Source organism: Gelidibacter sp. (assembly GCF_053579655.1).
In genome coordinates, this window is sequence record NZ_JBMDWE010000026.1 from 23,416 (window position 1) to 37,192 (window position 13,777).

Annotated in this window: 9 protein-coding genes; 5 read left to right on the plus strand and 4 right to left on the minus strand. The window is 38.6% G+C overall.

Translation table 11 applies throughout. The features are described 5' to 3' along the window. Nucleotides 1-21 precede the first annotated feature (21 nt). Nucleotides 22-1,161 carry a cystathionine gamma-synthase gene (locus ACOH2D_RS13255; RefSeq protein WP_449535527.1) on the plus strand — a complete coding sequence of 380 codons (1,140 nt, stop codon included), beginning with the start codon at nt 22-24 and terminating at the stop codon, nt 1,159-1,161. A gap of 77 nt (nt 1,162-1,238) precedes the next feature. Here the strand turns inward: ACOH2D_RS13255 and ACOH2D_RS13260 are convergent, their stop codons facing one another. Next, entirely contained in the window at nt 1,239-2,048 is an 810-nt protein-coding gene (locus tag ACOH2D_RS13260) for a THC0290_0291 family protein (RefSeq protein WP_449535528.1), read from the minus strand. Between the two features lie 306 nt (nt 2,049-2,354). Here ACOH2D_RS13260 and gdhA point away from each other — a divergent pair, with 306 nt between their 5' ends. From gdhA to recO, 3 genes are all read left to right on the plus strand, one after another. Further along, on the plus strand, nt 2,355-3,695 hold the full coding sequence (gene gdhA, locus ACOH2D_RS13265) for an NADP-specific glutamate dehydrogenase (RefSeq protein WP_449535529.1): 1,341 nt from the start codon (nt 2,355-2,357) through the stop codon (nt 3,693-3,695). Between the two features lie 124 nt (nt 3,696-3,819). Next, nucleotides 3,820-6,192 (plus strand): type IX secretion system anionic LPS delivery protein PorZ, encoded by a 2,373-nt coding sequence (porZ, locus tag ACOH2D_RS13270; protein ID WP_449535530.1) that lies wholly within the window; start codon nt 3,820-3,822, stop codon nt 6,190-6,192. Nucleotides 6,193-6,213: 21 nt separating this feature from the next. Further along, nucleotides 6,214-6,933, plus strand: a complete 720-nt coding sequence (recO, locus tag ACOH2D_RS13275; RefSeq protein ID WP_348037262.1) for a DNA repair protein RecO — start codon at nt 6,214-6,216, stop codon at nt 6,931-6,933. A gap of 31 nt (nt 6,934-6,964) precedes the next feature. Here recO and ACOH2D_RS13280 read toward each other — a convergent pair whose 3' ends face one another. Beyond that, nucleotides 6,965-11,557, minus strand: a complete 4,593-nt coding sequence (locus ACOH2D_RS13280) for a RemA C-terminal-like gliding motility protein (protein WP_449535531.1) — start codon at nt 11,555-11,557, stop codon at nt 6,965-6,967. A gap of 117 nt (nt 11,558-11,674) precedes the next feature. Between ACOH2D_RS13280 and ACOH2D_RS13285 the strand changes: the two genes are divergently transcribed. Next, complete coding sequence (locus ACOH2D_RS13285) at nt 11,675-12,151, plus strand: regulatory protein RecX (protein WP_348037258.1); 477 nt, start codon at nt 11,675-11,677, stop codon at nt 12,149-12,151. A gap of 198 nt (nt 12,152-12,349) precedes the next feature. On the opposite strand, the gene ACOH2D_RS13290 is transcribed toward ACOH2D_RS13285, so the two are convergent. Together ACOH2D_RS13290 and ACOH2D_RS13295 are read right to left on the minus strand one after the other, a co-directional pair. After that, the gene (locus tag ACOH2D_RS13290) at nt 12,350-12,841 is read right to left on the minus strand and encodes a DUF6646 family protein (RefSeq protein WP_348035142.1); all 492 of its coding nucleotides are present in this window, start codon (nt 12,839-12,841) and stop codon (nt 12,350-12,352) included. Between the two features lie 62 nt (nt 12,842-12,903). After that, on the minus strand, nt 12,904-13,767 hold the full coding sequence (locus tag ACOH2D_RS13295) for a cupin-like domain-containing protein (protein ID WP_449535532.1): 864 nt from the start codon (nt 13,765-13,767) through the stop codon (nt 12,904-12,906). Nucleotides 13,768-13,777 lie beyond the last annotated feature (10 nt).

Below are 13,777 nucleotides of genomic sequence, written 5' to 3' on the forward strand. Positions count from 1 at the left end.
TTATCAATAAAATTATGTTTTATGAAGTTCAACACAAAAACCATTCACGGCAATCAAGAACCTGACAAGGCCTATGGCGCTGTAATGCCACCAATATATCAAACCACAACCTATGCGCAATTGACGCCTGGAGGTCATAAAGGGTATGAATATTCCAGAAGTGCCAATCCCACGCGGACGGCTTTGGAAAATTCATTTGCTAGTATTGAAAACGGCAGCCATGGTTTGGCGTTTGCATCTGGTTTGGCGGCTATTGATGCGGTCATTAAGCTTCTCAAATCAGGAGATGAGGTTATCTCCACAAGTGATCTTTACGGCGGAACATACCGGTTGTTCACAAAGATTTTTGAAGGGTTTGGGATTAAATTCCATTTTGTTGAAATGGAAAACGCATCAAAAATTGAATCCTATATCAAGGACAGCACCAAGTTGATTTGGATCGAAACGCCTACAAATCCGATGATGAATATTATTGACATTAAAGCGGTCGCAGAGGTTGCCAAAAAGCACAATATTTTGTTAGCGGTTGACAATACTTTCGCGACGCCGTATTTGCAACAACCGTTGGATTTAGGTGCTGATATTGTAATGCATTCGGCTACAAAATACTTGGGAGGCCATAGTGATGTGGTTATGGGGGCACTGATTGTAAATAATGAAGACTTAGCAAAAAGATTGTATTTTATCCAAAATGCAAGTGGTGCGGTGTGCGGACCGCAGGATAGTTTTTTGGTGTTGCGTGGGATAAAAACCTTGCACGTTCGAATGCAACGGCATTGTGAAAATGGAAAGGCGGTTGCTGAATATTTAAAAAAGCATCCAAAAATAGGAGACGTGTATTGGCCAGGTTTTGAAGATCATCCCAATCATGCTATTGCAAAAGCACAAATGAAGGATTTTGGAGGCATGGTGTCCTTTACCACAAAAGGAAATAATTATGAGGAAGCCATAAAAATCGTAGAAAAACTCAAAATCTTCACATTAGCGGAATCCTTGGGCGGTGTAGAATCGCTTGCAGGACATCCAGCAAGCATGACACATGCCAGTATTCCTAAAGCAGAACGTGAAAAAACAGGGGTTGTCGATTCTTTAATAAGACTGAGTGTTGGTATTGAAGATATACACGATTTGATAGCCGATTTAGAACAGGCGATAGGGTAGTTAAACGCTAATTATATTAACAAAAACGACCGAGAAGCTTAAACTTGGTCTTTTGTTATGTTGTGAAATTCTTGGTTTTATTCCAAATAGTAAACATAGCCAACATTCAACCACATCAAATAATCATTTGATTTGTTAGACTTTAATTTATGGTTTAAACCATCCACTTTATCGCTGAAATAATGTTGCCATCTTAAGTCGATTATTAAATCCGACAAATATGTCAATTTATAACGTGAGCCAACACTTCCTACAATGGAGAAAGCTATGCCGTTTTTAGAGGTTATGAACTTAGGATCTCTGACCGTTCCATCCGAATAGCGGTACCATGGGGTATAAAAATTATCCAGATTATTGGGATTCCCATCACCATAAGAGGTGAATACTTTAGGATTGTATGCCGTAAAATGGACGCCGAAACTGATAAAAGGAGTCAGGACATTTCGTGCATATGAAAACTCCTTAAGGCTAAAAGGAAAATACTCTAACTGCATTCCAATATCAAAATTATTGGACTCCCCGGAATGCGCTCTTAACTTGTCGGCATATTCCCCTGTTTTCTCCGGAGCTACCCATTTTCCGAAATGGTTTAGTTCGGTTTTATTCCAAGAAATTTCGCTACGTACTTTAAAATGATCGAAAAAATATCTGTAAGGATCATAACGACTCCCTCTGTATTCAAAGTTCATGAAATGTACAAGACCTACACCAAAACCTGTATTACCAGCGTTGGTTTCAAAATCACGGCGTTCGCCAAAATCAGATTGAAAAGCTACAGGACCGGCTATTATACCTATCTCATTTGAAAACCATTTTTGTGCAACCCCATTTGAAATACCCATAATAAAAATAGATATAAAGGTTATCTGTTTCAAACTAAGCGCCATATAGTTTATTTTATTAATAGGGAGTTGGTGTTAACAAATATATGAAAACTGACTTAACTTCCAAACAAAACATTCACAACGTGAAGGTTGTGTAAAGAGATTTAATTTGAGTTTTGAGATATTGATTTTTTTGACCTCTCTTTTCATCAGAAATCCTATAAAAGGATAATGAATGCAGGTTGAATTATGAAATATGTAATTTTAATTAGTTGTTTCAGTATTTGGTTAAGAATAATTTACTGTTAACCTTGATTTGACGTATATTTGTAGGTATAAACGGTGTAATTGCTGATAATAAATCAATATATGAGAGAGAAAATCGCATCCTTTTTAGATTACGTGAAAAAAAATAATAACAACGAACCAGAATTCTTACAGGCAGTACATGAAGTGGCCGAAACCATTCTCCCTTTTATAGAAGAAAATCCTAAATACCAAGGTAAAATGTTATTGGAGCGTATGGTAGAACCTGAGCGTACGATTATTTTTAGGGTTCCATGGGTTGATGATAAAGGCAATATCCAAGTAAATAGAGGCATTAGAGTGGAGTTCAATTCTGCTTTAGGTCCTTTTAAAGGGGGATTGCGCTTTCATCCAACGGTAAACCTGAGTATTCTTAAGTTTTTAGGATTTGAACAAACGTTTAAAAACTCGCTCACAACACTTCCCTTGGGTGGTGGTAAAGGTGGTTCTGATTTTGATCCGAAAGGGAAAAGTGATAATGAAGTGATGCGTTTTTGTCAGTCTTTTATGAATGAATTGTATCGCCATATAGGTGCCAATACAGATGTTCCCGCAGGAGATGTTGGCGTTGGGCCACGAGAAATTGGCTATATGTTTGGTCAGTATAAAAAAATAAGAAATGAGTTTACCGGAATTTTGACTGGGAAAGGAATTGCTTATGGCGGTTCTTTGATCAGACCAGAATCCACCGGTTATGGTTGTGTGTATTTTGTTAAAAGTATGCTGGCCGTTCAAAATGACACCTTACATGGAAAAACAGTTGTCATATCTGGTGCAGGAAACGTGGCGCAATATGCTTGTGAAAAAGCAACAGAATATGGCGCAAAAGTATTGGCTATGTCTGATTCTTCGGGTTATATTTATGATCCTGATGGGATAGATGCTGATAAGTTGGCGTTTATAATGGATCTCAAAAATGTGAAACGTGGTCGAATAAGTGCTTACACAGAAACCTATTCCTCAGCAACATTTCATGAAGGGCGTCCATGGGCAGTAAAGTGTGATATTGCTTTGCCATGTGCCACCCAAAACGAACTGGATGAGGAAGAGGCTAAAACACTTATTAAAAACAAGGTTATTTCTGTTGCAGAAGGTGCTAATATGCCATGCACTCCAGAAGCCATCGAAGCATTTCAAAAAGCAAAGGTTTTATTCGGACCAGGAAAAGCTGCAAACGCTGGTGGTGTGGCAACCTCGGGATTGGAGATGAGTCAAAATGCCTTGAAACTAAGTTGGGATAGAGAAAAAATCGATGGGAAATTAGTGGATATTATGCACAACATCCATGAATCCTGTGTGACATATGGTAAACAAGAGGATGGCTTTATTGATTATGTGAAAGGGGCAAACACTGCTGGTTTTGTCAAAGTAGCAGATGCCATGTTGGCTCAGGGTGTGGTTTAATATCATAAAAGATAAAAGATTAGCGGCTTCCATAAGAAATTTGGGAAGCCTTTTTTATGTTCTTGAGATGAATAGTTCAAAATTGTCGTTAGTAATAAATATCTTTGACTTCTATTAGTGTGCTATGATAAAACAGATTACAACGGTTTTTCTATTTTTTTGTGCCTTTTCATCTCATGCGCAGGATTTCTCAGCATTATGGCAAGGTTATTTTTCTTATCATAATATCAAGGATGTTACCATAGGCAATAATAAAGTTTACGGGGCTTCTGAAAATGCCATTTTCACCTATGATTTGTCAAGCAAGGACATGGAGACCATAACCACGATTGAAGGGTTGACAGGTCAAACCATTACGACCATTGCCTATAGTGAGGCTTACGAAATCTTATTGATTGGTTATGTAAACGGACTCATTGAGGTTGTTTCGGGCTCAGAGAATAAGATTTTATCGGTAGTCGATATTGTGGAGAAGCAAACCATTCCTCCCAATCTGAAACGCATCAACCATTTTAATATTCATAATGGGGTGGCTTATGTTTCTACAGATTTTGGAATTTCTGTTTACGATTTACAAGGCCTTGAATTTGGTGATTCCTATTTTATCGGCAATGGCGGCAGTCAAATTAAGGTCAATCAAACTACAATATACAATAATGCCATTTATGCGGCCTGCGGAAACAATAGCGCTATAAAAAAAGCGCAATTATCAAACCCAAATCTTATTGATTATCAACAGTGGCAAACCTTAAATAATGGGAATTTCAATTCGGTTGAGAGTGTGGGAGATCGCCTGTATGCGGTTAATGCCAATGCCGTTATTTATGAAATTTCAAATGACGTATTTACAAATTTATTTAGTTATTCAGATGTACCCTTGGACACTAAATCAATGAATAATAATTTGGTCGTGACCACAAAAAATAATGTTTACGTCTATAATAGCGCCTTTGTGCAATTGGCGAAAGCATCGTTGACCTCCAACTATAATACGCTTTTCACGAGTGCAACGGTTACAAATGAACATGTTTACATAGGAACAAGCTCACTTGGAGTTCTTAAAACATCCATGGCAGACCCTTCCAATTATGAAACGATAAGACCTGATGGGCCACTTATGAACGATGCTTTTAAAATTGAAGCTGGAAATAATAATGTTTGGGTGACCTTTGGCGATTATACGCAATCCTATAATCCGGATCCTGTTCGTAGTTATGGAGTAAGTCATTTGATTGGGGAATTCTGGAAAAATATCCAATACGATAATCTTTTAACCGCTAAGAATCTAAATTATATCGCGGTTAATCCTTTCAATCCATCTCAAGTTTTTATTAGTGCCTTTCAGCAGGGCATTTTAGAGCTTAATAATGATTTGCCCACCATATTGCTAGATCAAAACAACAGTGGACTGGAATCGTTAATTCTGCCAGGTTCGCCATCTTATTTTTCTGTACGGATATCAGGATCTGAGTTTGATAGAAATGGGTTGTTATGGATAATGAACAGTCGTGTAGATAAGGCTTTAAAATCTTATAATCCCAGCACAAAACAATGGAAAGGCTATAGTTTTAAAGAAATTATAAAGGATGCTTTACTTGATGAATTGGGTTTTGGCGATTTGGCAATTGACAGAAATGGCACCAAGTGGATCGGTTCCTTTTACAAAGGTCTCATCGGTTATAATGAAAACGGCAACAAAATTAGAAACTTGAATTCTGAAGAGCAAAACATGCCCAATAATGTGGTGAGTGCGGTTGCAGTTGACAATAATAATCAAATTTGGATTGGGACTATTAAAGGCCTGAGGGTACTTTATAATACGGCCAACTTTTTTGACGCACCCAATCCGACGGTTAAGGAAATTGTCGTTCTTGACGATGGTATTCCTCAAGAGCTGTTGTCCAATCAATACATTACTGATATAAAAGTAGATGGGTCCAATAATAAATGGATTGGAACTTTAGATGCTGGCCTTTTTTATTTTTCTCCTGATGGTCAACAAACCATTCATCATTTTACAACCAAAAATTCCCCATTGCCTTCCAATTTTATTAAGGACATTTCCATAGATGCCCAAAACGGAAAGGTCTATATCGCGACGTCCAAAGGGCTCGTTTCTTTTTATTCAGGAGGTTCCAAAGCTGAAGAGGTATTAGCAAATGCCTTCGCCTATCCTAATCCAGTACGGCCAGAATATAATATTTTAGGTGCCAACAATTTGAATGATATTAATAAGGGCGTTAAAATTAAAGGCATTACTGAAAATGTCAATATCAAAATCACGGATATTGAAGGCAATCTGGTTGCTGAAGCACAGTCTAGAGTTAATTTAAGATCGTCTCGTTCCAGTTATAATTTTGCCATTGATGGCGGAACTGCCATCTGGAACGGTAAAAACTTGGCCAATAATATTGTGGCTTCCGGGGTTTATTTAATCATGATTTCTGATTTGGATTCTTTTGAAACCAAAGTCTTAAAATTGTTGATTATTCGTTAATCTGAATCATTCAAGAAAATTATGTTAGTTAAAACCAACGCCATTGTCCTTTCCAAAATAAAATATGGAGACCATGATGTGATTGTAAAATGTTATACCAAAAACAGAGGTGTGGTTAGTTATTTGTTGCGAGGGGTTTTAAAAAGCAAAAAGAGCAACTCTAAAATTGCCTATTACCAATCCTTGTCACAATTGGAAATTGAAGAGAATTTCAAGCCAAACCAGACCTTGCATTATATTACAGATGTCAAGTTAAGTGTGCCTTACAAAAGCATGCACACCAATATCTTAAAAGCTGCTATTGTGATGTTTTTGTCAGAAGTTTTGACAACCAGTTTAAGGGAAGAAGAAGCTAATTTGTTATTATATGAATTTTTAGAAACTTCCTTACAGTGGCTCGATCATGAAACCGAGTTTGCGAATTTTCATTTGTTGTTTTTATTGGAACTCTCCAAGCACTTAGGTTTTTATCCAGATACTTCCCAATTGGATTTTCCGTATTTTAATTTGCGATCTGGAAGTTTCGAACTGAAGCCTCAAAGTCCCTATACGGTTTCAGGAGAAAATTTATTATTTATTAAACAACTCTTAAGTATAAAATTTGATGAATTAAACAGTGTGAAATTGAATTCAACTCAAAGGCAGACTTTATTGAACTTGATGCTGTTTTATTTTGAATTGCACCTGTCAGATTTCAGGAAACCAAAATCTCTTCAGGTTTTGAATCAGGTGTTTAGCTAAATACAATTATGTCAGTTTTGGTATGATTATTTTAATGACGCTTTATGGCGCGTTTGATGATTATTTGTCCGTTAGAAAGTTCTATTTTGGCAATATAGGCTGTTTGACTTAACTGGTTTAAATCATAAACTTCGGAACCGCTATTACCTTTTAAAAAGTATAAACTTCTTCCTAATAGATCCATGATTTCAACAGACTTGATGGTTAAGTTATGTCCGATCGAAAATTGAATTTGTCCGTTGCTGTGTTCAATAATGGAAAGGTCTTTGGTGTTTAAAGAAATTTCATTTCCAGATAAAGTTTCATTTTGAAAAACAATCACGAAACGATTATTAAAGTCGCCAGTTTCTGATGTGAAATTGTATTCAGCACTAGAGAGGTCGTGGTAAATATTCAGTAGATTATCTTTAAGATAGATGGTGTTTTCATTAAAGAATTTGCCTTGTAATTGGGCAATGGACAATTTATATACGGTTGGTTGTGTTATGGAAGATTTAAATCCAATAGGTATTTCTTCATCTAAAGATAAGCTATGAACAGATTTTCCCTGAATAGCATATTTCTTATTGCTTTCCACGATTTCCGTGTAAATGATAGCGCTTAAACCGCTCGACAGATTGCGTTCCACATCATAGGCAAATCCATCCACGCCATTAGTGGCGCCTTCCACATAAGCCATTAGGATTTGATTGAATACGCCATTGTCGGAATTGAGGTCGATCCAGAATTTGTTGGCTAAAGTGTCTGTTCCATTTCTGTAAAATTTAGAATTGCTCGTGTCATCGGCCATTCTCATAGAGTTATTGAAAGTCAGTGTTCCGCCAGAATTAATCCCAATGACAAAGAAACCCTGACCAGAAGGGATGAAGTCAGAAGGAATTCCTGATTTACCACCTGCAATATTTCCGCTTCCTGTGCTAATAATCGCATAATCATTTTGACTAAAATTGAGCACTTGATTCCCTGGATTGCTAGCCAATGGAGGTCTTGCTTGAGACCATAGGTAAGCGGCTCCGCTAATGACGTCCGTGTTTTCGCTATGGACTAATTTGAAATCAATAGCAGAAGCGTAGGGATTGCCGATAAAGTTCCAATCATTCCAAGGTGTAGAATTATTGCCATGAATGCTGACAGAAATATCACCAGTGTTAAATTCGCCATTAAATACAGAAGTATCAACCCGTGGAAAGGTTCCTGAGTTATTAGATGTAGAAGCGTAGCCTACACCTGGTAACATCCGTCCTGAAGCGAACTGCCAATCGTCGCCGTTATCATCGACATCATCAGCATTGGTGTCTTCAAAATTTGAAGCCTTAAAATAGAAACGTCTGCTAGGAGATGCCATGCTCAAAACGAACTCCGCAGTTTCATTGGTTACAGGGGAGCTCCAATACGTGTAATCATACCAATGTTGCTTTTCTGAGGTCGATTTATTGACGCTTGAAGTCCCTGAGTTTCTTAAAGTGAAAGTCCCTGAATCAATACCATCGCCTCTTTGCACTAAGGCGGCCTTAGTCTCAACAACCAGATTCCCATTTACAATGACATCGTTTATTGCTTCCACATAATAGTTGTCGGTGATATTTAATGTGTATCCCGAATTTATAATCAGGCTACAGACGGTAAAACTTCCTGTGGCTGGAGTGGTGGTGTAATTACCATTAAGAATGGCGACGGTACTCGTGTTTGGTGCTGTCGGTGTCCAGCTATTTCCATTCCAAGTGGTGGTGTCAATTTTTAGACGGACTGCATTGCTTGCGGTATAGCAGGTTACAGAATTTTCTCGCACTTGTGCATAATATTGATAAGCGTCAAAATCAATGGTGTTTAGGATGGTTAAACTTTCGCTTTGTTGCCCGGAGTAATCCGGATTCGTATCTAATATTTCTATCCAATTTGATGTTCCTGGCGCATTGTAATGCCATTGATAGGCTAGAGGAAAACCACCGTCAAAACCTTCAGTCGCTAAAACCGATAGAGTTGCTGTTACTGCACATGTAGAGTTTGGTGCTAATGGCTGAAGAGTGATAGTAGGAGGATTTCCACCTGAATAATCATAAAATCCAATATCCGAATAATCGTTGGTGCCACAAGATCCCCGACCAGATCCTACCCAATCGATAATGTTCCAATCGTTGAGGTTAAAATCAGGATTGGGAAGAGATGTGGCCGAATTTAAGCGTCTAAAATTAAACCCACGATCTCCTGTGATGATGGTCGCATCCATCCAGGTCTTGTCCATATATACCCCAAATTGATCAACAACTATCGTGCCTCCAGATTTTAGTAACCGGATGGCATCATGCTCATTGTCTTTCTTATTTATCCCACTCACTCCGCTAGTTTGATGAGCAAATTGACCATTTCCTCCAGTTTGAAGGCAAGAGTTGGTATCACTTGGGTTGCTTACTACGCCAATAGCGATAATATAAGTTGAGTTATTTGGCAAATTGAAAGAATTAAGCACGATGGTACTGCTAGGAGTTGCCGCTCCATTGCTGTAGATGCCTATTGAATAACCTCCTAATGCTATTGCGGAGCCAGTTCCGTTATAAATCTCCACATAACTGAGCCCGCCAACAGTTGCATCGGTTACTTCACTGATAAATAAGTCCGAAAGATAGGCTATGCTTTCACATCCGCTAATGCGATTATCTATAACTGTAAAGGAGGTTGTGCTTGTACAGTTAAGATTATTTTTTATGACAATATTACCTGTGGTGGCATTGGCCGGAATGGTCACTTCTATGGTGTTCTCATTAATGAACGTTGTTGGCATTGAAATACCGTTGATGTGCGCTATTGTTGAGCCATCGAAATGTGTTCCAGTAATTGTCGCAATTGTACCTGTCGGGCCAATTGAGGGAGTAATGGTGTTGCTCGTGGTGACACAAAGTCCCGTACCACGGATTGCAAAAGTATAGGGATTTTCATCCCTATCGTTATTCACAATGGAAACTGTCGCATTTCTAACACCCACTACCAAAGGAGAGAATTGAATTTCTAAAATCGAGAATTCTCCCGGAAGAATGGTTGTGTCAGGTATTTTGGTTATCATAAAATCTCCAGGATTTACACCTGTGATGTACACGCTAAAAACAGTCAAATCTAAATTCCCAAGATTGCGAATACGATAGGATTTTGATTGGGACGCCTCTATATATTGCGCAGCGAACAGTGTGCCGTCTGTACCTTGAGGGGTCGAGTTGCCATTCCCAATTTCTGGAAAAGTACCCACGTTGCCCTCAACTCTGATTTCTGGTGTGATAACATGTAGCACTCCGGAAATATAGGTAGTTCCATCCCAAAAATTTCCGTCAGAGCCATCTGCTAGAATACCACCATATAGCCAAGCCCCACCATTCAAGCTGAAACGTGTGGCGTAATAATACGTTCCGGCTGTGGTTATAGCACTGCCTAAGTCGGCAGCATATTCGTCATTCTGTCCAGAATTGCAATTACCGCAGGCTGCATTATAACTGGCAGGAATCCAATTTGTCCAGGTTCGCGGATTGGAATTGCTTGTGCTGTAACCAACTTGCGCGACAATGCCTGCGCCTTGTCCTGCGCCTGGAGTAACGGCTTGTTCATAAACTTGGCCATAGACGGCAAAAGGATTTCCTAAATTGATGGTGCCCATACCAGGAAATTGTAAGTTGCAGAAGTCAACGGTATCCACACTTAATATCCCGCTGACGTGAGATGTGCCATTCCAAAAACCTCCACCAGTAGTACTATAGCCGCCATAGCGATAAGGGCCGCTGTCTATTTGAAATCGGCTGGCGTAATAGTAATTTCCAGAGGGTAGTGAGGACCCGATGTTGGCGACATATTCGTCATTATTGCCAGAAGCTACATTGTTGTAGGTTGCCGTAACCCAATTGGTCCATGTATTCGGATTAGTGTTCGTTGAACTATAGCCAATCCAGGCTTCTATATTTGTACCTTGTGAAAACGACGTTTCTGTTACGCCAGCCTCATACACTTGTGCATACACATTGAATGCTGTGCCCACGGTAATATTGCCATTTTGGGGAAACTGAAGATTACAGAAATCTACAAAGTTGGTAGAAGTGACCATTCCTGAAAGATTTATATCATCAATTCGAAATTGTGTGGAAGCAGAAGTTTGTGTAAAACGTATCCTTAAATTATTGGTACTAGGAATAGTGCCAATTGGCGTTATCAAAATCCAATGTGCAGTGCCATTTCCAGTTGCTCTTGAATAGTTCAACGGTGTGTACGTTATCCCGTCAGCACTGACCTCAATGGCCAGTTCATTATTGCCGGCAATCGCGCTTTTATAATGTCCCAGAGTAAGGGTCAAGTCTGAAAAGCCAATGGTGTTTATTTCAGATATTTCGAAGTATCTACCAATAGTGTTAGTGAAAAAAACATTTCTTCCACCAGAAGCATTGGCATACCCCGAAGAAGTAGTGCTGGTTCTGGTGTCGGCATCACCAATAAAAGTTTGAATTTCAGAGTTCTGAAAAGTTGAGGCTGCGATCGAAGTAATGGGTTCCGTACGAGTACCCATATTTTCAGAGAAAATTGTCACTTGTCCAAACACGGACAAAACAGAACATAGCAACACGATAAATACCAGGGAGTATTTTTTTTTCATAGTGAACGTTTATTAAAATTTGTCGCTAATACAAATACTTAAATATAGACTAAATAACCTTACAATCAGCACGTTGCGATTTTTATAATAATTAATAAATAGTAACTATTTTTGCATATGGAAACTAAAAAAACCTATACTGTTGAGGAGGCGTTAAAGCGGATGGAGCGTTATTGCAGTTATCAAGAACGCTGTCATAAGGAAGTCACTCAGAAGCTCTATAGTATGTATATGATCCCCGAAGCCATTGATCATATTGTGGTCAAGCTCATGCAGGACAATTTTTTAAATGAAGAACGCTACGCGAAAGCCTTCGTCAGCGGGAAGTTCAGAATTAAAAAATGGGGAAAACAACGCTTAACACGCGAACTCAAGCAAAAGGATATCGGGAAAACATTAATCACCATGGCGCTCCAAACCATAACCGATCAGGACTATATCGAAACCTTTGATGCACTCGCCGAAAAAAAAGCGGAAACCATCAAAGAGACCAATCTTTTAAAGAAACGAAAAAAACTAGCCGATTACCTCCTTTATAGAGGTTGGGAAAGCCATTTGGTGTATGATAAGGTCAATGAGCTTTATAGGTATTAGGCAATAGGGATTAGATGTGAGGTATCAGGAGTGAGGAACTGGGGATAAATTTGAAAGTGATCAAATTCCATAATAATGAAGACTACCAACTGAAGACTGCCAACTGAGGACTGAATACTGCGCACTTAAACCCTTAAAACTAAAAACTGTACCATTCCTAAGAACAATACAGTTTTAAATATCAACTATGCTGAGGTTTTATAAGCTAAACGTCGCACCAACATTCATCACAAATTGGTTGTGGATATAGTCCGCCGGATTTGTGATATTGGTTTTGTATCTGGCTAGTGGAAACACAGCTTCCGTGAAAATCCCAAAACCTTCTGAGAAGAAAAAACGTGCCCCAACATGACCACCAAAATTCTTTAAACCAAGGTTTAAGCCTGGGTAAAGGTCAAAGTTTTCATCAATGTTTAAAACACTTCCTAAGTGTGCATTAAAACGACCTTTAAGATCCACACGGTCGCCAAAACTCGCGTCCAATCCTTCTTTTATACTTAAGGCATAGGCACCCGAAACACCTACAGAGATATTTTCGCCAAGACCATAATCATAGCTTACATTAATTCCTGTTGCCTTATCCTGGAAGTTGGCGCCAATTTGCAACTTGTTGTCGGTATTGCCTTTAAAAGCCTGTGCATTCGCAAAAGAAACGCTTAAAATGCTTATGAGTACAATTAATTTTTTCATTGTAAGTTATTTAATTATAATTTCGGGCAAAGATAAACATGTTTTTTAAAAAGCATTTGCTTTTAGCTTAAACTCTTGAGTGTTCTGCTAATTGCCTTTTCATTTTTCCAATCAATCCATTTTTGACCCTTTAGCTTGCGCATCATAGTATCAAAATGGCGCATGATCAAAATATTATAAACCGCTTGACCGAAGTTTTTTGGATTTCGGGCAATGGCGCGCAAGCTCATTGAAAACCCAGGCGTGATGTATTTCATATAATGCCAATAGCCTTCGGGCATGTATAATACTTCGCCGTGGTTCAATTCTGTCCTATAGCCTTTTGCTTTTTTAAGCGCGGGCCATTTTTCTAAATCCGGATTTGAAAAGTCAATGTCTTCACGAGTAATCAGTGAATGTGGAATTTTATAGAGATAATCGTTCTGTTTTTGATCAAACAGAATGCATAGTTTTTTGCCTTCAAAGTGAAAATGAAAAATATTGGCCAAATCGATATCGTAATGCATGAAAGTATGGGAGTTTTTGCCGCCAAAAAACAACATCGGCAAACCTTTCATCAACTTAAGGCCAAAATCGGGATAGGAATAATCTTTCTGTAATTGTGGGACTTCTTTCAGGGCATTCCATAAAAAAATCCGAAACTTAGTCGGCTCACGTTTTAAAAGATCAATATAATCTGCCATTTTCATTTTGGCATGCGGCTCGTTAAATCCGTCTTTATGGCTCACAGGGCGGTCATCATAAAGCGGCACGATCTTGTCTCCCGCAATCTTTTTAATATAGTCAAGCCGCCACTTGTCATAAGCTGGCCAATCTTCAATAAAACGCTCTATAACCACAGGTTTTTGAGGTTTAAAATAGTATTTCAAAAAATCTTCCTTGGTAATAGTCTTTACGCGAGGAATGTCTTGCAGTTCTAGTGCCAATGCGCTATGA

Excerpts from the sequence above, each read along its gene's own strand:
- ACOH2D_RS13255 (WP_449535527.1), top strand. The coding sequence starts at position 22 with ATGAAGTTCAACACAAAAACCATTCACGGCAATCAAGAACCTGACAAG.
- ACOH2D_RS13260 (WP_449535528.1), bottom strand. The coding sequence starts at position 2,048 with ATGGCGCTTAGTTTGAAACAGATAACCTTTATATCTATTTTTATTATG.
- gdhA (WP_449535529.1), top strand. The coding sequence starts at position 2,355 with ATGAGAGAGAAAATCGCATCCTTTTTAGATTACGTGAAAAAAAATAAT.
- porZ (WP_449535530.1), top strand. The coding sequence starts at position 3,820 with ATGATAAAACAGATTACAACGGTTTTTCTATTTTTTTGTGCCTTTTCA.
- recO (WP_348037262.1), top strand. The coding sequence starts at position 6,214 with ATGTTAGTTAAAACCAACGCCATTGTCCTTTCCAAAATAAAATATGGA.
- ACOH2D_RS13280 (WP_449535531.1), bottom strand. The coding sequence starts at position 11,557 with ATGAAAAAAAAATACTCCCTGGTATTTATCGTGTTGCTATGTTCTGTT.
- ACOH2D_RS13285 (WP_348037258.1), top strand. The coding sequence starts at position 11,675 with ATGGAAACTAAAAAAACCTATACTGTTGAGGAGGCGTTAAAGCGGATG.
- ACOH2D_RS13290 (WP_348035142.1), bottom strand. The coding sequence starts at position 12,841 with ATGAAAAAATTAATTGTACTCATAAGCATTTTAAGCGTTTCTTTTGCG.